Consider the following 16,697-nt stretch of genomic DNA (forward strand, 5'->3'; position numbering starts at 1 on the left):
TCGAGCCTCTAGTCGGCGGGTTACAGAGCACCGCGCTGGCGCAACCACCGCAGTGCGCCCAGCCCGGCTGCGCGGCCGCTGGCAAAGCAGGCGGTCAGCAGGTAGCCGCCGGTCGGTGCCTCCCAGTCGAGCATTTCGCCGGCGCAGAAGGTGCCGGGCAGGGCGCGCAGCATCAGGTTGTGGTCCAGCGCCGCGAAGGTCACGCCGCCGGCGCTGGAGATGGCCTCGTCCAGCGGGCGGGGGTGCAGCAGTTCGATCGGCAACGCCTTGATCGCCCGGGCCAGACGGCGCATATCGGCGAAATCCTCGCTGCTGGTCAGCTCGCGCAGCAGCGCGGCCCTCGCGCCGTCCAGGCCGAGCTGGCGGTGTAGATGCTTGGCCATGGAGGCCGAGCCGCGCGGCTTGTTGAGCAACGCCTCCACTTTCTCGAGCGTGCGATCCGGCTGCAGATCCAGATAGACCCGCGCGCTGCCGCTCTGCTCGATGCGCTGGCGGATGGTGGCGGACAGCGCATAGACCAGGCTGCCCTCGATGCCGTGCTCGGTGAGGACGAACTCGCCACGTCGCGGCGCCTCGCCGTCCAGCGCCAGGGTGGCGTTCTTCAGCGGCGCCCCGGCGAACTTGCCGCGCAGGTGCTCGCTCCAGCCGGCCACGTCGAAGCCGCAGTTGGCCGGACGCAGTGGCGCGACCTCGACTCCGCGCTGCTCCAGCAGCGGCACCCAGGCTCCATCCGAGCCGAGCCGTGCCCAGCTGCCGCCGCCCAAGGCCAGCACGCAGGCATCGGCCTGCAGCTGGCGCTCACCCTCGGGCGTGGCGATGCGCAGCGCGCCCTCGTCGTTCCAGCCCAGCCAGCGGCTGCGCGTGTGGATGGCCACGCCGGCCTCGCGCAGGCGCTTGAGCCAGGCGCGCAGCAGCGGCGCGGCTTTCATATCGGTGGGGAACACACGGCCGGAAGTGCCGACAAAGGTGTCGATGCCCAGGCCGTGAATCCAGGCGCGCAGGGCTTCGGCATCGAAGTCCGCTAGCAGCGCGGCGATCTCCGGCTCGCGCTCGCGGTAGCGGGACAGGAAGGGCGCCTTGGCCTCCGAATGGGTGATGTTCATGCCGCCGACCCCGGCCAGCAGGAACTTGCGCCCGACCGAAGGCATGGCGTCGAACAGCTCGACCCGCACGCCACCGGCGGCCAGCACTTCGGCGGCCATCAGCCCGGCGGGGCCGCCGCCGATGATGGCAACCAGGGGAGCGGAGGACGTGCTGTCGGTGGGCATGGCGATTCGCGGCTAGGGGGAGTGGGCCGGCATTCTACCCGAGCCACCCGCGGGTCGATCAGCTCAGTAGCTCGGCGTCGTGAAAGGCTTGGAGCCACTGTTTTTCGTCATAGATCTGCAGGCCCCAGTGCCCTTTCCCTGGACGCTTGCTTTTGGCCGCCACTATGAAGCAATCCAACTGGACCTGACCGAGCCCCTCCAGTGTCCTCGGGGTCGTGGCCTTGGCGAGGGCAAGCACCCTCATCGCGTGGCCCTGCGACCAGGGCTGCGGAGAGTGGCCGAAGAGCAACTGGTAGGCGCCCTTGTAGGTGTGGAGTCGTGGCGATCCGGCTCGATACGAGGCGATGAGTTCATCCAGCAGCATTTGGGCGTTGTCGTTTTCGGCGTGCGTCATGCTCGATTCTCCCGTGGTGCAGACGGTCAGGATCTGCCCTTCGCGCAGGCTGCCGCCCGAGTCCTGCTGCAGGGGTAAGCCTGACCAGACGGTTGCAAGCCCGGGCCGGGGGCGGTGATGGGCGGCCGCCAGCAGGGCGCAGAGGCAGGCATCCAGGCGGTCGTGGCTGGGCAGCTCCGTGAGTCCGCGCACACCCATGCGCTCCAGCAACTCACGGCGTTGCCGCCGTCCATCATGCGACGATTTCTTGGCCAGTCCGGTGCCGAGTCGTTTCCACACCGCTCCCGGATAGGTCTCGGCAATCGGCGTATTCGGGCGCAATCCGGCATGGGCCAGGGCGGCAAAGAGCTCCAGCGAGGAACGGACGAACCCGGCATAGGGACCACTGCAGGGCGGAGCGTCGGGAGTCTTGCCGGCGGCGGCGAGTTTGCGTTCACAGTCGCGCATGGTCTGGCCCGGCAGCGCCAGGGCCTGTGGGCCATCGATCAGGGTGAGCCTGGCGCCGCGCAACTCTGGCAATAACGAGTCGACCTGCACTGGGAGTTCTGGAGCATCCCAATGCCATTGCCAGAATTCGGCGTGAAACTGGCCGGCCGCGTCTGGGGTGAGTCCGCAGACATCGATGGGGCGCCGCCCCTTGGCATAGCGGTCGGTGAGGTCCGCGCCCAGATACCAGGCCTTCGGTGGTCCTTGGCGGGTGGTTTCCATAAGCGCTCCCGCAGGTTCGGAGCAGGAAGTTTAGGTCAGGCTTGCCAACACCCGCGCCGCGCTGTGATGGAGGATGCCGTGGCGGCGGGCGAGGACGGCGCGGTCCTTGTCGTAGCCGCCGCCGATCAGGCCGACCACCGGGATGTCGCGCTCCAGGCAGTGGCGGAACACCGCCTCGTCGCGGGCAGCGATGCCGGCGTCGGTCAGTTGCAGATAGCCGAGGGCGTCGTCCTTGTGCACGTCGACGCCGCCGTCGTAGAGCACGATATCGGGCTGGTACAGGGCCAGCAGGTAGCCCAGGCTGTCGTGCACCACCTTGAGGTAGTCGGCGTCGCCCATGCCGATCGGCAGGCCGATGTCCCAGTCGCTTTTGGCCTTGCGCGCCGGGAAGTTCTTCTCGCAGTGCAGGGATACGGTGATGGCGTCCGGCACGTTTTCCAGCAGGCGCGCGGTGCCGTCGCCTTGGTGCACGTCGCAGTCGTAGATCAGCACCCGCCCGGCGCGCCCGCTCTCCAGCAGGTAGCGGGCGACCACGGCCAGGTCGTTGAAGATGCAGAAGCCGGAAGCCTCGTCGAAATGCGCGTGGTGGGTGCCGCCGGCCAGATGGCAGGCGATGCCGTGGTCGAGTGCCAGCTCGGCGGCCAACAGCGAGCCGCCGACCGCGCGCACGGTGCGCCGGGCCAGCGGCTCGCTCCAGGGCAGGCCGAGGCGGCGCTGCTCCTGGTAGGTCAGCTCGCCGCTGGCGAAGCGCTCGATATAGGCCGGGCAGTGGGCCAGGGCGAGCACGTCCGGCGGGCAGATCTCGGGGCGATGCAGCTCGGCGTCGCGCACCAGGCCGCTGTCCACCAGGTGGTCGCGCAGCAGGCGGAACTTCTCCATGGGGAAGCGATGGTTGGCCGGGAAGGGCGGGCTGTAGTCGTCGTGGTAGACCAGCGGCAGCATAATGAACAACTCACGAATTCGAGCGCCAGTATATGAGCACAACCCTGAGCAGCGAACGCCTGAACCTGCGCCCCTGGCGCGAGGACGATCTCGACGCCCTGGCGCAGCTGTGCGCCGACCCCGAGGTGATGGCGCATTTTCCCGCGACCCTGGATCGCGCAGGCAGCGCCGAGCTGCTCGCTCGGTTGATGGCGCACCAGGCCGAGCATGGCTTCACCTTCTGGGCGCTGCAGCGGCGCGAGGACGCTGCCTTCGTCGGCTTTACCGGTCTGGTGCGGGTCCGCTTCGAAGCACCCTTCGTGCCGGCGGTGGAGATCGGTTGGCGCCTGGCTCGGCCCTACTGGGGCCAGGGTTATGCCCTGGAGGCGGCGCGGCGTGCGCTGCAGTTCGCCTTCGAGGATTTGCAGCTGGATGAAGTGGTGTCCTTCACCGTGCCGGCCAACCAGCGTTCCTGGGGCGTGATGCAGCGTCTGGGCATGCGCCGCGATGCGGCCGGCGACTTCGAACATCCGATTCTGCCCGAGGGGCATCCGCTGCGACCGCACCTGCTCTATCGCATCAGCCGGGAGGACTGGCATGGACGCTGAACGGCAGGTGCGCGCCTATCACGCGCTGAGCAAGCATGCGCCGAACGCCTATGCGCCGGGGCCCGGTCACCTGGACTGGGCGACCCAGCCGGCCCCCTTCCGCCGCTATGCCGGGGCGCGCCTGATCGAGCTGTGGCAGCGCCCGCTGGAGGAGACGCCGGGCTACGACACGCCTTTCGCCGGCCCGGTCGGCGCGCCGCAGCCGCTCGATCGCGCCAGCCTTTCGCAACTGCTGTACGACAGCCTGGCCCTGTCGGCCTGGAAGGAAGCCGGCGGCAACCGCTGGGCGCTGCGGGTCAATCCGTCGTCCGGCAACCTGCACCCGACCGAGGCCTATCTGCTGTTGCCGCCGGGCAGCCTCGAGGAGGCGGGGCTGCTGGCGCACTACGCAGCGGATGCGCACGGACTGGAGGTGCGCGCCGAGCTGCCGGCGCCGCTGGGCGCGCAGTTGCAGGCCGCATTGCCGGCCGGCGGCTTCCTGCTCGGCCTGGCCAGCATCCCCTGGCGCGAGGCCTGGAAGTACGGCGAGCGCGCCTATCGCTACTGCCAGCACGACCTCGGCCATGCCCTGGCCTGTGTGGGTATCGCCGCGGCGATCCAGGGTTGGCAGGTGCGCCTGCTGCGCGGCGTCGCCGAGGCACGGCTGGATGGCCTGCTGGGGCTGGAGCGCGAGGGCTTCCACGAGGCCGAGCATGGCGACTGCCTGCTGTGGATCGGTCCGGCCGGGATAGGCCCGGTCCAGGCTCAGGAGTTCGCCCTGCCCGAGACGCTGCTGCGCGGGCTGGCGGCGCTGGAGCTGCATGGCACGCCCAATCGCCTGTCGCGGCAGTACCGCGAGTGGCCGGAGCTGGCGCGGGTGCATGCGCTGTGTCGGGCACCGGCCTTGCCGGCCCTGAGCTGGCAGGCGCCGAGCGGGCACAGCGGCAGCGACAATCCCGGTCTGCCGCTGCGCCCGATCCTGCACCGGCGGCGCAGCGCCCAGGCCTTCGATGGTCGCTCCGGTATCCAGGCCGAGCTGCTGTTCGCCTGGCTGCGGCGCCTGTTGCCGGAAAATTCGCCGGTGCCCTTCGCGCTGAGCGGCGAGCCGGTGCGGGTCGATCTGCTGCTGTTCGTCCACCGCGTGCAGGGGCTGGAGCCGGGGCTGTACTGGCTGGCCCGTTGCGATGGTCAGCCGCAGCCGCAGGGGCTGCGTAGCGACTTCGCCTGGCAGAGGGTGCATCAGGAGCTGCCGCTGTACCGCCTGCTGCAGGGGGATGCCCGCGGCCTGGCCGGCTTCCTTTCCTGCGGCCAGGACATCGCCAGTGACGGCTGCGTGGCCCTGGCCATGCTGGCGCGCTTCGATGCGGCGCTGGCCGCTGGCGCCTGGCACTACCCGCGGCTGTACTGGGAGTGCGGGCAGATCGGCCAGCTGCTGTACCTGGAGGCCGAGGCAGCGGGGCTGTCCGGCACCGGCATCGGCTGTTTCTTCGACGATCAGGTGCACGAATTGCTGGAACTGGCCGACAGCCGCTGGCAAAGCCTTTACCATTTCACCATCGGTCGCGCGGTGTGGGATGAGCGCCTCACCAGCGCGCCGGCCTATGACGAATTGCGTGTGCCGCCGAGGAGCGATGTATGAGCCAAGTGCTGGATGATCTGGTGTCCCTGCTGAGCATGGAGCAGATCGAGGAAAACCTGTTCCGTGGGCGCAGCCAGGACCTGGGCTTCCGCCAGCTGTTCGGCGGCCAGGTGCTCGGCCAGTGCGTCTCCGCCGCCAACCAGACGGTGGAGCCGGCGCGCCATGTGCACTCGCTGCACGGCTACTTCCTGCGCCCCGGCGATGCCGGCCTGCCGGTGGTGTACAGCGTCGACCGCGTGCGCGACGGCGGCAGCTTCAGCACCCGGCGGGTCACCGCGATCCAGAGGGGCCAGCCGATCTTCACCTGTAGCGCCTCGTTCCAGGCCGACGAGGAGGGCTTCCACCACCAGCTGGCGATGCCCGAGGTGCCCGGCCCCGAGGGTCTGCCCTCGGAAACCGAGCTGGCGCGCCAGGTGGCGCATCTGATTCCCGAGCGCATGCGCGAGCGCATGACCAGCGACAAGCCGATCGAGATCCGCCCGGTGACGCGCATCAACCCCTTCGCCCCGCAGCCCTGCGAACCGGTGAAGTATGTGTGGTTCCGCGCCGCCGGCGAGCTGCCTGCCGAGCCGCAGCTGCACAAGCTGCTGCTGGCCTATGCCAGCGACTTCAACCTGCTCACCACCTCGATGCAGCCGCATGGCGTGTCGGTGTTCCAGAAATTCATGCAGGTGGCCAGCCTCGACCACGCCCTGTGGTTCCACGGCGACCTGCGCATGGACGACTGGCTGCTGTACGCCATGGACAGCCCCTGGGCCGGCAACGCCCGGGGCTTCTCCCGTGCCAGCATCTTCGACCGCAGCGGCCGCCTGGTGGCCTCGTCGGCGCAGGAAGGCCTCACCCGCCTGCGCGAGGACTGGCGTTGACGGTCGCGGCGCTGCGCGCCTGCCGCCACTGGGTGTTCGACATGGACGGCACCCTGACGGTGGCCGTGCACGACTTCCCGGCGATCAAGCGCGCGCTGGACATCCCCCAGGACAGCGACATCCTCCATCACCTGGCCGCGCTGCCCGCCGCCGAGGCGGCGGCCAAGCACGCCTGGCTGCTGCAGCACGAGCGCGAGCTGGCGCTGGGCTCGGTGGCCGCACCCGGTGCGGTGGAGCTGGTGCGCCACCTGCACGGGCGTGGCTGTCGCCTCGGCATCCTCACCCGCAACGCCCACGAGCTGGCGCTACTGACCCTGGCCGCCATCGGCCTGGACGACTGTTTCGACAGCCTGGACGTGGTCGGCCGCGACGAGGCGCCACCCAAGCCGCACCCAGGCGGCCTGTTGCACCTGGCGGCGCGCTGGCAGGTGGCGCCGCAGGCGCTGGTGATGGTCGGCGACTACCGCTTCGACCTCGACTGCGCCCGTGCCGCCGGCGCCCGCGGCGTGCTGGTCAACCTGGCGGACAATCTCTGGCCGGAGCTGGCGGACCTGCACGCGCCGGATTGTGCGCAGCTGCTGGCGCGCATCGACTGTGTCGAGGGGCTGGCGCTCTAGGCGTCCATGCATCCCGTTACATTTGCGCCGGCGCTCGGCGGGCCTGGCGCAGTACCCTGCGGCAAACGAGCAACCTGGTGACGACAAGCACATGGTCATCCTTCTCAACGGACCGCTGGGGATTGGCAAGTCGACCCTGGCCGAGGCGCTGGCCGAGAGCCTCGACGGGGCGGTGATGCTCGATGGCGACCAGCTGATTGCCATGACCCCGGCGCCGGCCGATGAAGTGGACTACCTGCATGGCATCCTCGCCCTGCTCATCAGCCACCATCGCGCCGCGGGCTACCGCCACTTCGTCATCAGCCACCTGTGGCGCACGGCCGAGGAGCTGGCCGATCTGCGCCGCAGGCTCCTGGTCCACTACCCTGAGGCAGAGATTCGCTGTTTCCTGCTGCGGCTTCCACTCGACGAAAATCTGCGACGGATCGAGCGTCGGCAGAGCGCCCGCGCCCTCGATGAGCGGGATTTCGAGAGCAGGACGGTCATGGAAGAGCGTGCGCTGCTGTTCGACGCCGAGGGCGTCAGCGTCGGCGAGCCTTTCGAGGTATCCGCACTACCCGAGGAGCTGGTCGCCCGGCTGCTCGACCGCCTCGGCCTCGCGGCGGCGAGCGAGCGGGCGGGCTGAGTTGCTGCCCGGTCGGATCAGTAGCGGTAGGCGCCCCCCTGAATCGCCGCATGCAGCTCGGCGTCCACCGGCACGTAGCGATCTTCGCCGGGCAGCCAGGCATACAGTGGATCGGCGCAGCGCGCCGGGTCGAAGCCCTGGTCCTTGAGCGGCGCCTTCTTGTGCTTGAAGGTGCCGGTGGTCTCCATCTTCTCGCTCAGGCGCAGAAACAGCGGCACGGCGTAGTGCGGCAGCTCGCGGCGCAGCTCGACGAGCAGGCCCTGGAAGTCGAAGTCGGCCGGATCGCGGTCCAGGCGGATGCAGGCCATGCCGGCGCGGCCGTTGGTGCCGGCGATCTCGACGCCGTAGACCACCGCCTCGCCGACCCCCTCTATGCCGTCCAGCACCGCTTCCACCTCGGTGGTCGAAACGTTCTCGCCTTTCCAGCGGAAGGTGTCGCCGAGGCGGTCGACGAACTGCGCATGGCGCCAGCCCTGGTGCAGCATCAGGTCGCCGGTGTTGAACCAGGCATCGCCCGGCCTGAACACGTCGCGCAGGATGCAGCTTTCGGTCTTGGCCGGGTCGGTGTAGCCGTGAAACGGCGTCTTCGCGGTGATCTCGCCGATCAGCAGGCCTGGCTCGCCGGGCTTCACCCGTTGCAGGCGGCCCTGCTCGTCACGCAGCGGTGCCTCGCTGTCGCGGTCGTAGCGGACGATGGCGTAGGGGTAGGGGGTGAAGCCTACCGTGTTGTCCAGGTTGAGCAGGTTGGTGAAGCCGATGTTGCCCTCGCTGGAGGCGTAGAACTCGACCACCCGCTGAATGCCGAAGCGCTGCTTGAAGCCGCTCCAGATGGCCGGGCGCATGCCGTTGCCGACCATGATGCGCAGTGGGTTGTCGGCGTCGTCCGGGCGCGCCGGACGGTCGAGCAGGTAGCGGCACAGCTCGCCGACATAGCCGAAGGCGGTGGCGCCGTGGCGGCGTACTTCGTCGAGGAAGCGGCTGGCGCTGAACTTGCGCACCATGATCAGGGCCGCCCCGGCGGATAGCACCGAGCCCCAACACACCACCATGGCGGTGGCATGGTAGAAGGGCAGGCTGCAGTACAGGCGATCGTCGCGGCCCAGGCGCACGGCGCCGAAGCCGAAGATGCCGTAGCCCTTGAGGAAGCGTCCGTGATTGAACACCACCGCCTTGGGCAGGCCGGTGGTGCCGGAGGTGTAGATGTAGAAGCAGGGATCCTCGGCCTGCACCGGGCGCGCCAGTAACGGCTTGCTGTCGGGTTGCGCGGCCAGTTCGGCGGCCGGGTGCTGCCAGCCGGCCGGGGCCTGGCCAGGGTCGCGCCAGGTCGGGTGGTCGGCGAAGTAGTAGCGGCCGTCCGCGGGCAGCTGCAACTGGTCCTGCACCTCCTCGAAGGCGCCCAGCAGTTCCTCGCCGACCAGGGCCACGCGTGGCTTCACCAGGTTGATGCTGTGGGCCAGCACCTGGCCGCGCTGGCTGCTGTTGAGCAGTGCGGCGACGGCACCGAGCTTGGCGCAGGCGATGACGCAGGCCAGCAGCTCCAGACGATTCTCCAGCAGCAGCACGGCGCAGTCGCCCTGGGCCAGGCCGCCGGCGCGCAGGCGATGGGCCAGGCGATTGGCCCACTGGTCCAGTTCGGCGTAGCTGAGACGCTCGTCGCCCTGGATCAGCGCCACGCCCTGCGGGTTATTGCGGGCGGCGCTCTCCACGCAGTCGGCCAGGCCGCCGACGGCGCTGCCGCGTGCGCGGCTGGCCAGGCGCAGGCCACGGAGGATGCCGGGCAGGCCGGCGAGCAGGTAGGGCACGCGGGACAACAGGCGTGGCAAGGTGAGAACGGCGGCATGGTTCATGGCGGGACCTGCGATGTTGTTGTTATTCGTCGCAATCTACGCAAGGCCGGCACGAGCTGTTGATAGCCGAAGGTCGCAACGGACTGGCAATTCGTCTCAGGGGCGCCGCACAATCGGGCATCTCGTGGGTGAAAGGATTTGCCGTCATGCTGAATACCGCGCCCAGCGCCACCGCCTCGCTGCTGCTCGACCTGTACCAGAGCCTGCGCCGCCTGCAGCTGGTCGGTCCGGCCGACCTCGTCGAGCTGGGCCTGGCGCCGAACACCCAGCTGGACCTGGAGGCGCGCATCCCGGTGGCCTGGCTGCTGCGCCTTTGGCAGCTGGCGGCCGAGCGCGGTGCGCCGGCCGATCTCGGCCTGCAGTTGGGCCAGCAACGTGGCCTGCAGAGCCGTGGTCCGGTGGCCAACCTGGCGGCGATGAGTGCCACTCTCGGCGAGGCACTGGAGCTGTTCCGCCGGCACAGCCCGGTGATGAGCGAATGCGAGAACCTGCGGGTCGAGCAGGACGGCGATCGCGTGCGCATCGACTTCCTGTTCACCGCACCGCTGGCGGACCATCCGCCGGCCTGCGAATACAGCCTCAGCTCTGCGCTGTGCTGGGGCCGGCAGATGAGCGGCACGCGACTGGTGCCGCTGCGGGTGGGCTTTCGCCATAGGCCGCTGGCCGGTTCCGCCAGCTACCGGCAGATCCTCGGCTGTCCGGTACGATTCGGCGAGCCGCTGGACTACCTCGAGATGGCGGCGGCGGACATGCGCTTGCCGCTGCTCGGCGGCAACGACTACATCAAGGGCCTGCTGCTGCAGCGGGTCAGCGACATGCAGGCCCAACTGCCCAGCCGCCACAGCTTGCGTCAGCAGGTGCAGCAGCTGATCGAGCTGGGGTTGATCGACGGTGCGCTGTCGGTAGAGGCGGTAGCGCGGCGCCTGCATACCAGCCGGCAGACCCTGCATCGCCACCTGCGCGAGGAGGGCTGCAGCTTCTCCGAACTGCTCGCCGAGGTGCGTCGCGAGCACGCGCTGCGGCGTCTGCGCCAGGCGGATTGCCGCATCGAGCAGCTCAGCCGCGAACTGGGCTTCGCCGAGCCGAGCGCTTTCTACAAGGCGTTCAAGGGCTGGTTCGGCGTGTCGCCCAAGGCCTATCAGGAGCAGCAGCGCGGTTGATATCCGCGCCTGCGTTCCTGAAGTGTGAGGGGCCTGGTACGGGTTGCGCGCGCCCTACAGGCGCGCCGCCTTGAAGGTGTCGCAGCGCCCCGGTTCACCGTGCTCGAAGCCGGTCCTGAACCAGCGCTCGCGCTGCGCCGAGGTGCCGTGGGTGAAGGAGTCCGGCACCACGGTGCCGCGCGACTGTTGCTGCAGGCGGTCGTCGCCGATGGCGTTGGCGGCGTTCAGCGCTTCTTCCAGGTCGCCCGGCTCCAGCCAGTCCAGGCGCTGCTGGGCGTGGTGCGCCCAGACGCCGGCCAGGCAGTCGGCCTGCAGCTCCTGGCGCACCAAGAGGCCGTTGTCGCCCTCCACCCGCTCGCCGCGCTGGCGCGCCGCGTGGACCCTGGCCGAGACGCCGAGCAGGGTCTGCACGTGGTGGCCGACCTCGTGGGCGATCACGTAGGCCTGGGCGAAGTCGCCGGCGGCGGCGAAGCGCGTCTCCATCTCGCGGAAGAACGACAGGTCGAGGTACACCTGCTGGTCGCCCGGGCAGTAGAAGGGGCCGACGGCGGCATCGGCGAAGCCGCAGGCCGAGCGCACGCCGCCGCTGAAGAGCACGAGCTTCGGGTCCTGGTACTGCTTGCCGGAGGCCTGGAAGATGGCGCGCCAGGTGTCCTCGGTGTCGCCGAGCACGGCGCGGACGAATTCGCTCTGCGCATCGTTGGCCGCCGGCGCGCGCTGCTCCTGCACCGGCGCGCCCTGCTGCAGGCCCTGGTTGACCACGTTGCCGAGGATGGTCAGTGGGTCCTGGCCCATCAGCAAGCCGATCACCACGATCACGGCGATGCCGCCGAGACCCAGGCCCTTGCCGCCGCCGAGGCGCATGCCGCGGCCGCTGCCGCGGGCGTCGACTACGTTGTCACTGCGTCTGCCGCGTTCCCAGCGCATGGCCGTGCTCCTTTTCTCCGTCCGGGGCTGACAGTGTCGTCCCCGGACGGGCGCGGCGCCAGCGGAGCGTCACTCGGCCGGATAGTCGGCCAGCACGCTCTGCTTGCCGTCCTGGCCCAGGCCGATCACCTGGTAGGCATCCACCCGACCGGTCTCCATGCCCGGCGAGCCGTGCGGCATGCCCGGCACGGCGGCGCCGAGCAAGTCGGGGCGGCCCTGCAGGGCGAGCACGTCGCGGGCCGGTACGTGGCCTTCGACGAACTTGCCGTCGATCACCCCGGTGTGGCACGAGGCCAGGCGCGGCGGCACGCCGAGGCGCTGCTTGACGGCGGCCATGTCGGTTTCGACATGGTCGTTGACCCGGATGCCGTTGGCTTCCAGGTGGCTGATCCAGGCCTTGCAGCAGCCGCAGTTGGCGTCGCGGTGCACGTCCATGGTGACGGGCTCGGCGGCTTGCGCGGAGGCGACGAAGAGCAGGGTGGCGAGAGGCAGCAGGCGCATGGGGGAGTCCTCGATTCTGGCGTCAGGTGGCTAGGATAAATCGCTGGGCCGAGCGCGCCCAGGCCGCGACTGTTTCCGTGTGAGTCGCCAGCGCCTATGCTCGCAGCCAGTCCAACCAGGGAGATTGCCGATGCTGCCGGTGCGCCTGTTCCTCATTGTCCAGAGCTTGATCCTCGCCGGCTTCGGCCTGGCCTACTTCGTCCGTCCGCACGAGCTGGCCAACCTCAGCGGCATGCTGCTGATGGCGCCGGCGGCGATCACCGATGTGCGCGCTTATTACGGCGGCCTGCAGTTGGGGCTGGCGGCCTGGCTGGGGCTGGCGCTGCTGCGTGGCGAGCTGCTGCGCCCGGCGCTGATGCTGCTGGTGCTGCTCTACAGCGCGCTGCTGCTCGCTCGCCTGGGCGGGCTGTGGCTGGACGGCGGCGCGCAGCAGACCTTCAACCTCTACGCCATGCTGTTCGAGGGCGTCTCCGCCGCGCTGGCGTTCTGGCTGTTGCGCGGGCTGGGGCAGCGTTAGGGATGCTGGGCTCAGCGGCGCTGCAGCAGTACCCCGGCTTCCATGTGATGGGTCCAGGGGAACTGGTCGAACAGCGCCGTCTTCACCACCGCGTGGCTGTCGTGTAGCTGGGCGATGTTGGCGGCCAGGGTCTGCGGGTTGCAGGAGATGTACAGGATATTGTCGAAGCGCCGGGTCAGCTCGCAGGTGTCCGGGTCCATGCCGGCACGCGGCGGGTCGACGAATACCGTGCCGAAGTCGTAGGCCTTCAGGTCGATGCCGGCCAGGCGGCGGAACGGCCGCACCTCGTTCAGCGCCTGGGTCAGCTCCTCGGCGGACAGGCGCACCAGCTCGATGTTGTCGATGCCGTTGTCGGCCAGGTTGGCCAGGGCGGCGTTGACCGAGGTCTTGCTGATCTCGGTGGCCAGCACCTTGCGCACCCGGGTGGACAGCGGCAGGGTGAAGTTGCCGTTGCCGCAGTACAGCTCCAGCAAATCATCCTGGCGCTGGCCGAGGGCATCGAAGGCCCACTGCAGCATCTTCTGGCAGACCGTGCCATTGGGCTGGGTGAAGGCGCCTTCCGGCTGGCGGTAGCGGTAGGTGCGACCGGCCACGCTCATCTCTTCCTCGACGTAATCACGGCCGATCACCAGGCGCTGGCCGCGCGAACGGCCGACCAGGCTGACGCCTAGCTTGGCCGCCAGCTGTTCGGCCTGGGCCTGCCACTCGGCGTCCAGCGGGCGGTGGTAGCACAGGGTGATCAGCGCATCGCCGGCCAGGGTGGTGAGGAACTCGACCTGGAACAGCTTGAACGACAGCACGCGGCTACCCTGCCAGGCGGCCTTGAGCTGAGGCATCAACTGGTTGATGCGCGCGCTGGCGATGGGGAACTGCTCGATGAGGATCGGCGTGTGCTTGTCGCCCGCCTCGAACATCGCGTAGTGGCGCTCCTCCTGCTCGCGCCACAGGCGGAACTCGGCACGCAGGCGGTAGTGCTCGCGCGGCGAGTCGAACACCTCGGGCGCGGGGGCGGCGAAGGGCGCCAGCAGCTCGCGCAGGCGCGCGACCTTGTCGTCCAGCTGGGCGGCATAGGCCGCCTGGTCACCGATGCGGATCATGCGTTGGCGCCGAAGGCGAACTTAACCACGAAGATCGCGGCGAGGATCACCAGGGCCGGGTTCAGTTCCTTGAAGCGGCCGGCCAGGGCCTTGATCAGCACCCAGGCGATGAAGCCGAAGGCGATGCCGTTGGCGATGGAGAAGGTCAGCGGCATGGCCAGGGCGGTGATCACCACCGGCGCGGCGACGGTGATGTCGTCCCAGTCGATCTCGGCCAGGCCGGAGGTCATCAGCACGGCGACGAACAGCAGCGCCGGGGCGGTGGCGAATGCCGGCACGGTGCCGGCCAGCGGGGCGAAGAACAGCGCCAGGAGGAACAGCACGGCGACCACCATGGCGGTCAGGCCGGTGCGGCCGCCGGCGGCCACGCCCGAGGCGGATTCGATATAGCTGGTGGTGGTGCTGGTGCCCAGCAGCGAGCCGCCCATGGCCGCGGTGCTGTCGGCGATCAGGGCGCGGCCCATCTTCGGCAGGTGGCCGTCCTTGCCCATCAGCCCGGCGCGCTTGGCCACACCGATCAGGGTGCCGGTGTTGTCGAACAAGTCGACGAACAGGAAGGCGAAGATCACGCTGATCATGCCCACCTCGAAGGCGCCGGCGATGTCCAGCTGGAGGAAGGTCGGCGCCAGCGACGGCGGCATCGACACCACGCCGCCGAACGGGGTGACGCCCAGGGCGATGGCGATGGCGGTGACCACGAGGATGCCGATCATCACCGCGCCGGTGACGCGGCGGGCCTCAAGGGCGACGATCAGGAAGAAGCCGAGCACGGCCAGCAGCGGGCCGGGGGCGGTGAGGTCGCCGAGGCCGACCAGGGTGGCCGGGTTGTCCACCACCAGGCCGGCTTCCTTCAGCGCGATCAGCGCCAGGAACAGGCCGATGCCGGCGGCGATGGCCGAGCGCAGTGGCAGTGGGATGCTGTTCACGATCCACTCGCGGATGCGGAAGATCGACAGCAGGAAGAACAGGGTGGCGGAGATGAACACCGCGCCCAGTGCGGTCTGCCAGGTGTAACCCATGTGCAGCACCACGGTGTAGGTGAAGAAGGCGTTGAGGCCCATGCCGGGGGCCAGGGCGATCGGGTAGTTGGCGATCAGGCCCATCACCGCCGAGCCGATGGCCGCCGCCAGGCAGGTGGCGACGAATACCGCACCCTTGTCCATGCCGGTTTCGCCGAGGATCGCCGGGTTGACGAAGAGGATGTAGGCCATGGTCAGGAAGGTGGTGACACCGGCCAGGATCTCGGTGCGCACGGTGGTGTTGTGTGCCTTGAGTTGGAACAGCTTTTCCAGCATGGTGGGGCTCCCGTTAGGCTGGTGCGGCAAGGTAGGCGGACTGCGCGAAAGCAAAGCACAAAGGCTGCCAACTCGACGGAAAGCGAGGGGCGGATTCGTGCCTGATCCGGAAAAGCCGCGCACTATACCAGCTCACCCCCGAGCGGTGAATTTATGACCGGACGGACAGCATCGGTTTCCGTTCGGCGAGGAGAACGACCATGACAGCCCGCGCCCTGATCGCCGTCGCCGACGGTGTGGAAGACCTGGAAACCGTGACCCTGATCGACGTGCTGCGCCGCGCCGAGGTGGAAGTGGTGATTGCCAGCATCGAGAATCGCCGCATGTTCACCGCCGCCCGTGGTACCCGGCTGACCGCCGACGCCATGCTGGTCGACGTGCTGGCCCAGGACTTCGACCTGATCGTGCTGCCCGGCGGCATGCCCGGTGCCCAGCACCTGGCCGAGCATGAACCGCTGGCCGACAAGGTGCGCGAGCAGGCCAGGGCCGGCAAGTTGTTCGCCGCCATCTGCGCCGCTCCGGCCCTGGCCCTGCAGGGCTACGGCGTGCTCAAGCAGCGGCGCATGACCTGCTACCCGGCGTTCAGCGATCGCCTGTCCGGCTGCACCTTCGTCGACCAGCCGGTGGTGGTGGATGGCAACTGCATCACCAGCCAGGGGCCGGCGACGGCTCTGGAGTTCGCCCTGACCCTGGTCGAGCAGTTGGTCGGCAAGGGCAAGCGCAGGGCGGTGGCCGAGGCCATGCTGGTGCCGGCGTGAGGACGCTGCTGGCGGCGCTCGCCCTGGCGCTGCTGGCCGGCTGCGCCAGCGAGTCACGCCTGCCGACTACCGAGCATCGCCTGGGCATCCACCTGGCACGCGGTGCCAGCGCCGAGGGCCTGCAGGCCATGCGCGACCGCCACAGTGGCGTGCGCCTGTGGCTGGCGCCGCAGCCGGTGCTGACCGAGGCGGACGTGCGCCAGGCGGAAATGGCCTTCACCCCCGCGGGCGAGCCGGCCGTGGTGCTGACCCTGAGCGATGCCGGGCGCGCCACCCTGGCCGAGCTGACCCGCACCCATCTGGGCCAGCCGCTGGCCTTCGTGGTCGACGGCGAACTGCGCCTGGCGCCCATCGTCGAGGAGCCGGTGCTCGATGGCCGTGTGGCCCTGACCGGCTTCGATTCGCTGCAGGAAGCGGAAGAGCTGGTGCGCGACTGGAGTCGCTGAGCCCCTAGCCCGGATGCAATCCGCGGCGGATCTGCCTGCTTCCCGGATTACAGCCTGGCTGTCTGCTGACGTCAGTGACAGCAGTCGCGGTCGTCCAGCGCCTCCAGCAGCCGACAATGCTCGGCATGGCCGCTGTGACAACCGGCCAGCTTGCTCAGCTCGGCCTGCATGTTCTGCAGGTCGCGGATGCGTGTGGCGATGGCGTCCAGATGTTCGCGCACCATCTGGTCGGCGCTGGCGCAAGGACTCTCGGGGTGGGCGGCGAGATCCAGCAGGCTGCGGATTTCCTCCAGGCTGAAGCCCAGCTCGCGGCCGCGGCGGATAAAGCGCAGCCTGCGCACATCCTGTTCCTGGTAGTGGCGATAGCCGGCAGGGCTGCGCTGTGGTGCCGGCAGCAGGCCGCTGCGCTCGTAGAAACGGATGGTTTCCAGGTTCACGCCGCTGTCGCGGGCCAGCATGCCGATGGTGATGGGTTTGCTCATGTTGACTCCGTAGCGACTACAGGGTTTAGCCTAGTCTGCACC

Annotated in this window: 18 protein-coding genes; 9 read left to right on the top strand and 9 right to left on the bottom strand. The window is 69.3% G+C overall.

Annotated features, from left to right (window positions below):
* Positions 1–20 precede the first annotated feature (20 nt).
* The 3 genes from DMO17_RS16260 to DMO17_RS16270 are packed head-to-tail and all read right to left on the bottom strand — an operon-like array spanning position 21 to position 3,315.
* Positions 21–1,268 carry a TIGR03862 family flavoprotein gene (locus DMO17_RS16260; RefSeq protein ID WP_110683518.1) on the bottom strand — a complete coding sequence of 416 codons (1,248 nt, stop codon included), beginning with the start codon at positions 1,266–1,268 and terminating at the stop codon, positions 21–23.
* Between the two features lie 58 nt (positions 1,269–1,326).
* Positions 1,327–2,370, bottom strand: coding sequence for a DUF429 domain-containing protein (locus DMO17_RS16265; RefSeq protein WP_110683519.1), 1,044 nt, complete (start codon positions 2,368–2,370; stop codon positions 1,327–1,329).
* Positions 2,371–2,400: 30 nt separating this feature from the next.
* Positions 2,401–3,315, bottom strand: coding sequence for a histone deacetylase family protein (locus DMO17_RS16270; protein WP_110683565.1), 915 nt, complete (start codon positions 3,313–3,315; stop codon positions 2,401–2,403).
* A 29-nt stretch (positions 3,316–3,344) separates the two neighbouring features.
* On the opposite strand from DMO17_RS16270, the gene DMO17_RS16275 reads away from it, so the two are divergent.
* The 5 genes from DMO17_RS16275 to DMO17_RS16295 all read left to right on the top strand — a co-directional run bounded on the left by DMO17_RS16275 (position 3,345) and on the right by DMO17_RS16295 (position 7,625).
* The gene (locus tag DMO17_RS16275; protein ID WP_110683520.1) at positions 3,345–3,899 is read left to right on the top strand and encodes a GNAT family N-acetyltransferase; all 555 of its coding nucleotides are present in this window, start codon (positions 3,345–3,347) and stop codon (positions 3,897–3,899) included.
* On the top strand, positions 3,889–5,517 hold the full coding sequence (locus DMO17_RS16280) for a SagB/ThcOx family dehydrogenase (RefSeq protein ID WP_110683521.1): 1,629 nt from the start codon (positions 3,889–3,891) through the stop codon (positions 5,515–5,517). The genes DMO17_RS16275 and DMO17_RS16280 overlap by 11 nt, the downstream gene beginning before the upstream one ends.
* Positions 5,514–6,383: an acyl-CoA thioesterase II gene (tesB, locus tag DMO17_RS16285; protein ID WP_110683522.1), complete on the top strand. Its 870-nt coding sequence runs from the start codon at positions 5,514–5,516 to the stop codon at positions 6,381–6,383. The genes DMO17_RS16280 and tesB overlap by 4 nt, the downstream gene beginning before the upstream one ends.
* Entirely contained in the window at positions 6,380–7,000 is a 621-nt protein-coding gene (locus tag DMO17_RS16290; protein ID WP_258371562.1) for an HAD family hydrolase, read from the top strand. Before tesB ends, DMO17_RS16290 begins: the two co-directional genes overlap by 4 nt.
* A 91-nt stretch (positions 7,001–7,091) precedes the next feature.
* Positions 7,092–7,625, top strand: a complete 534-nt coding sequence (locus DMO17_RS16295) for a Gar/GrdA family gentamicin resistance ATP-binding protein (RefSeq protein WP_110683523.1) — start codon at positions 7,092–7,094, stop codon at positions 7,623–7,625.
* A 17-nt stretch (positions 7,626–7,642) separates the two neighbouring features.
* On the opposite strand, the gene DMO17_RS16300 is transcribed toward DMO17_RS16295, so the two are convergent.
* On the bottom strand, positions 7,643–9,472 hold the full coding sequence (locus DMO17_RS16300) for a long-chain-acyl-CoA synthetase (RefSeq protein ID WP_110683524.1): 1,830 nt from the start codon (positions 9,470–9,472) through the stop codon (positions 7,643–7,645).
* A 146-nt stretch (positions 9,473–9,618) separates the two neighbouring features.
* Between DMO17_RS16300 and DMO17_RS16305 the strand changes: the two genes are divergently transcribed.
* Entirely contained in the window at positions 9,619–10,632 is a 1,014-nt protein-coding gene (locus tag DMO17_RS16305; protein ID WP_110683525.1) for an AraC family transcriptional regulator, read from the top strand.
* A 54-nt stretch (positions 10,633–10,686) separates the two neighbouring features.
* On the opposite strand, the gene ypfJ is transcribed toward DMO17_RS16305, so the two are convergent.
* Both ypfJ and DMO17_RS16315 read right to left on the bottom strand, forming a co-directional pair.
* Positions 10,687–11,559, bottom strand: a complete 873-nt coding sequence (gene ypfJ / locus DMO17_RS16310; RefSeq protein WP_110683526.1) for a KPN_02809 family neutral zinc metallopeptidase — start codon at positions 11,557–11,559, stop codon at positions 10,687–10,689.
* A gap of 69 nt (positions 11,560–11,628) precedes the next feature.
* Positions 11,629–12,060, bottom strand: a complete 432-nt coding sequence (locus DMO17_RS16315; RefSeq protein ID WP_110683527.1) for a DUF411 domain-containing protein — start codon at positions 12,058–12,060, stop codon at positions 11,629–11,631.
* Between the two features lie 130 nt (positions 12,061–12,190).
* On the opposite strand from DMO17_RS16315, the gene DMO17_RS16320 reads away from it, so the two are divergent.
* On the top strand, positions 12,191–12,577 hold the full coding sequence (locus DMO17_RS16320; protein ID WP_110683528.1) for a DUF4345 family protein: 387 nt from the start codon (positions 12,191–12,193) through the stop codon (positions 12,575–12,577).
* Between the two features lie 11 nt (positions 12,578–12,588).
* Here DMO17_RS16320 and trmA read toward each other — a convergent pair whose 3' ends face one another.
* Both trmA and DMO17_RS16330 read right to left on the bottom strand, forming a co-directional pair.
* Positions 12,589–13,674, bottom strand: a complete 1,086-nt coding sequence (trmA, locus tag DMO17_RS16325; protein WP_110683529.1) for a tRNA (uridine(54)-C5)-methyltransferase TrmA — start codon at positions 13,672–13,674, stop codon at positions 12,589–12,591.
* A complete protein-coding gene (locus DMO17_RS16330) occupies positions 13,671–14,969 on the bottom strand; it encodes an NCS2 family permease (RefSeq protein ID WP_110683530.1) in 1,299 nt (432 codons plus the stop codon). Before DMO17_RS16330 ends, trmA begins: the two co-directional genes overlap by 4 nt.
* Positions 14,970–15,169: 200 nt before the next feature.
* Here DMO17_RS16330 and DMO17_RS16335 point away from each other — a divergent pair, with 200 nt between their 5' ends.
* Entirely contained in the window at positions 15,170–15,727 is a 558-nt protein-coding gene (locus DMO17_RS16335) for a DJ-1 family glyoxalase III (RefSeq protein WP_110683531.1), read from the top strand.
* Positions 15,724–16,173, top strand: a complete 450-nt coding sequence (locus tag DMO17_RS16340; protein ID WP_110683532.1) for a SecDF P1 head subdomain-containing protein — start codon at positions 15,724–15,726, stop codon at positions 16,171–16,173. Before DMO17_RS16335 ends, DMO17_RS16340 begins: the two co-directional genes overlap by 4 nt.
* A 71-nt stretch (positions 16,174–16,244) precedes the next feature.
* Here DMO17_RS16340 and DMO17_RS16345 read toward each other — a convergent pair whose 3' ends face one another.
* Entirely contained in the window at positions 16,245–16,655 is a 411-nt protein-coding gene (locus DMO17_RS16345; protein ID WP_110683533.1) for a MerR family DNA-binding protein, read from the bottom strand.
* Positions 16,656–16,697: the final 42 nt, after the last annotated feature.

This window comes from Aquipseudomonas alcaligenes, from assembly GCF_003205495.1.
GTDB classification, from domain to species: domain Bacteria; phylum Pseudomonadota; class Gammaproteobacteria; order Pseudomonadales; family Pseudomonadaceae; genus Aquipseudomonas; species Aquipseudomonas alcaligenes_B.

What these genes read in the sequence shown, in the direction of transcription:
- DMO17_RS16260 (WP_110683518.1), bottom strand. Translation starts at nt 1,268, where the DNA reads ATGCCCACCGACAGCACGTCCTCCGCTCCCCTGGTTGCCATCATCGGC.
- DMO17_RS16265 (WP_110683519.1), bottom strand. Translation starts at nt 2,370, where the DNA reads ATGGAAACCACCCGCCAAGGACCACCGAAGGCCTGGTATCTGGGCGCG.
- DMO17_RS16275 (WP_110683520.1), top strand. Translation starts at nt 3,345, where the DNA reads ATGAGCACAACCCTGAGCAGCGAACGCCTGAACCTGCGCCCCTGGCGC.
- DMO17_RS16280 (WP_110683521.1), top strand. Translation starts at nt 3,889, where the DNA reads ATGGACGCTGAACGGCAGGTGCGCGCCTATCACGCGCTGAGCAAGCAT.
- tesB (WP_110683522.1), top strand. Translation starts at nt 5,514, where the DNA reads ATGAGCCAAGTGCTGGATGATCTGGTGTCCCTGCTGAGCATGGAGCAG.
- DMO17_RS16295 (WP_110683523.1), top strand. Translation starts at nt 7,092, where the DNA reads ATGGTCATCCTTCTCAACGGACCGCTGGGGATTGGCAAGTCGACCCTG.
- DMO17_RS16300 (WP_110683524.1), bottom strand. Translation starts at nt 9,472, where the DNA reads ATGAACCATGCCGCCGTTCTCACCTTGCCACGCCTGTTGTCCCGCGTG.
- DMO17_RS16305 (WP_110683525.1), top strand. Translation starts at nt 9,619, where the DNA reads ATGCTGAATACCGCGCCCAGCGCCACCGCCTCGCTGCTGCTCGACCTG.
- ypfJ (WP_110683526.1), bottom strand. Translation starts at nt 11,559, where the DNA reads ATGCGCTGGGAACGCGGCAGACGCAGTGACAACGTAGTCGACGCCCGC.
- DMO17_RS16315 (WP_110683527.1), bottom strand. Translation starts at nt 12,060, where the DNA reads ATGCGCCTGCTGCCTCTCGCCACCCTGCTCTTCGTCGCCTCCGCGCAA.
- DMO17_RS16320 (WP_110683528.1), top strand. Translation starts at nt 12,191, where the DNA reads ATGCTGCCGGTGCGCCTGTTCCTCATTGTCCAGAGCTTGATCCTCGCC.
- trmA (WP_110683529.1), bottom strand. Translation starts at nt 13,674, where the DNA reads ATGATCCGCATCGGTGACCAGGCGGCCTATGCCGCCCAGCTGGACGAC.
- DMO17_RS16330 (WP_110683530.1), bottom strand. Translation starts at nt 14,969, where the DNA reads ATGCTGGAAAAGCTGTTCCAACTCAAGGCACACAACACCACCGTGCGC.
- DMO17_RS16335 (WP_110683531.1), top strand. Translation starts at nt 15,170, where the DNA reads ATGACAGCCCGCGCCCTGATCGCCGTCGCCGACGGTGTGGAAGACCTG.
- DMO17_RS16345 (WP_110683533.1), bottom strand. Translation starts at nt 16,655, where the DNA reads ATGAGCAAACCCATCACCATCGGCATGCTGGCCCGCGACAGCGGCGTG.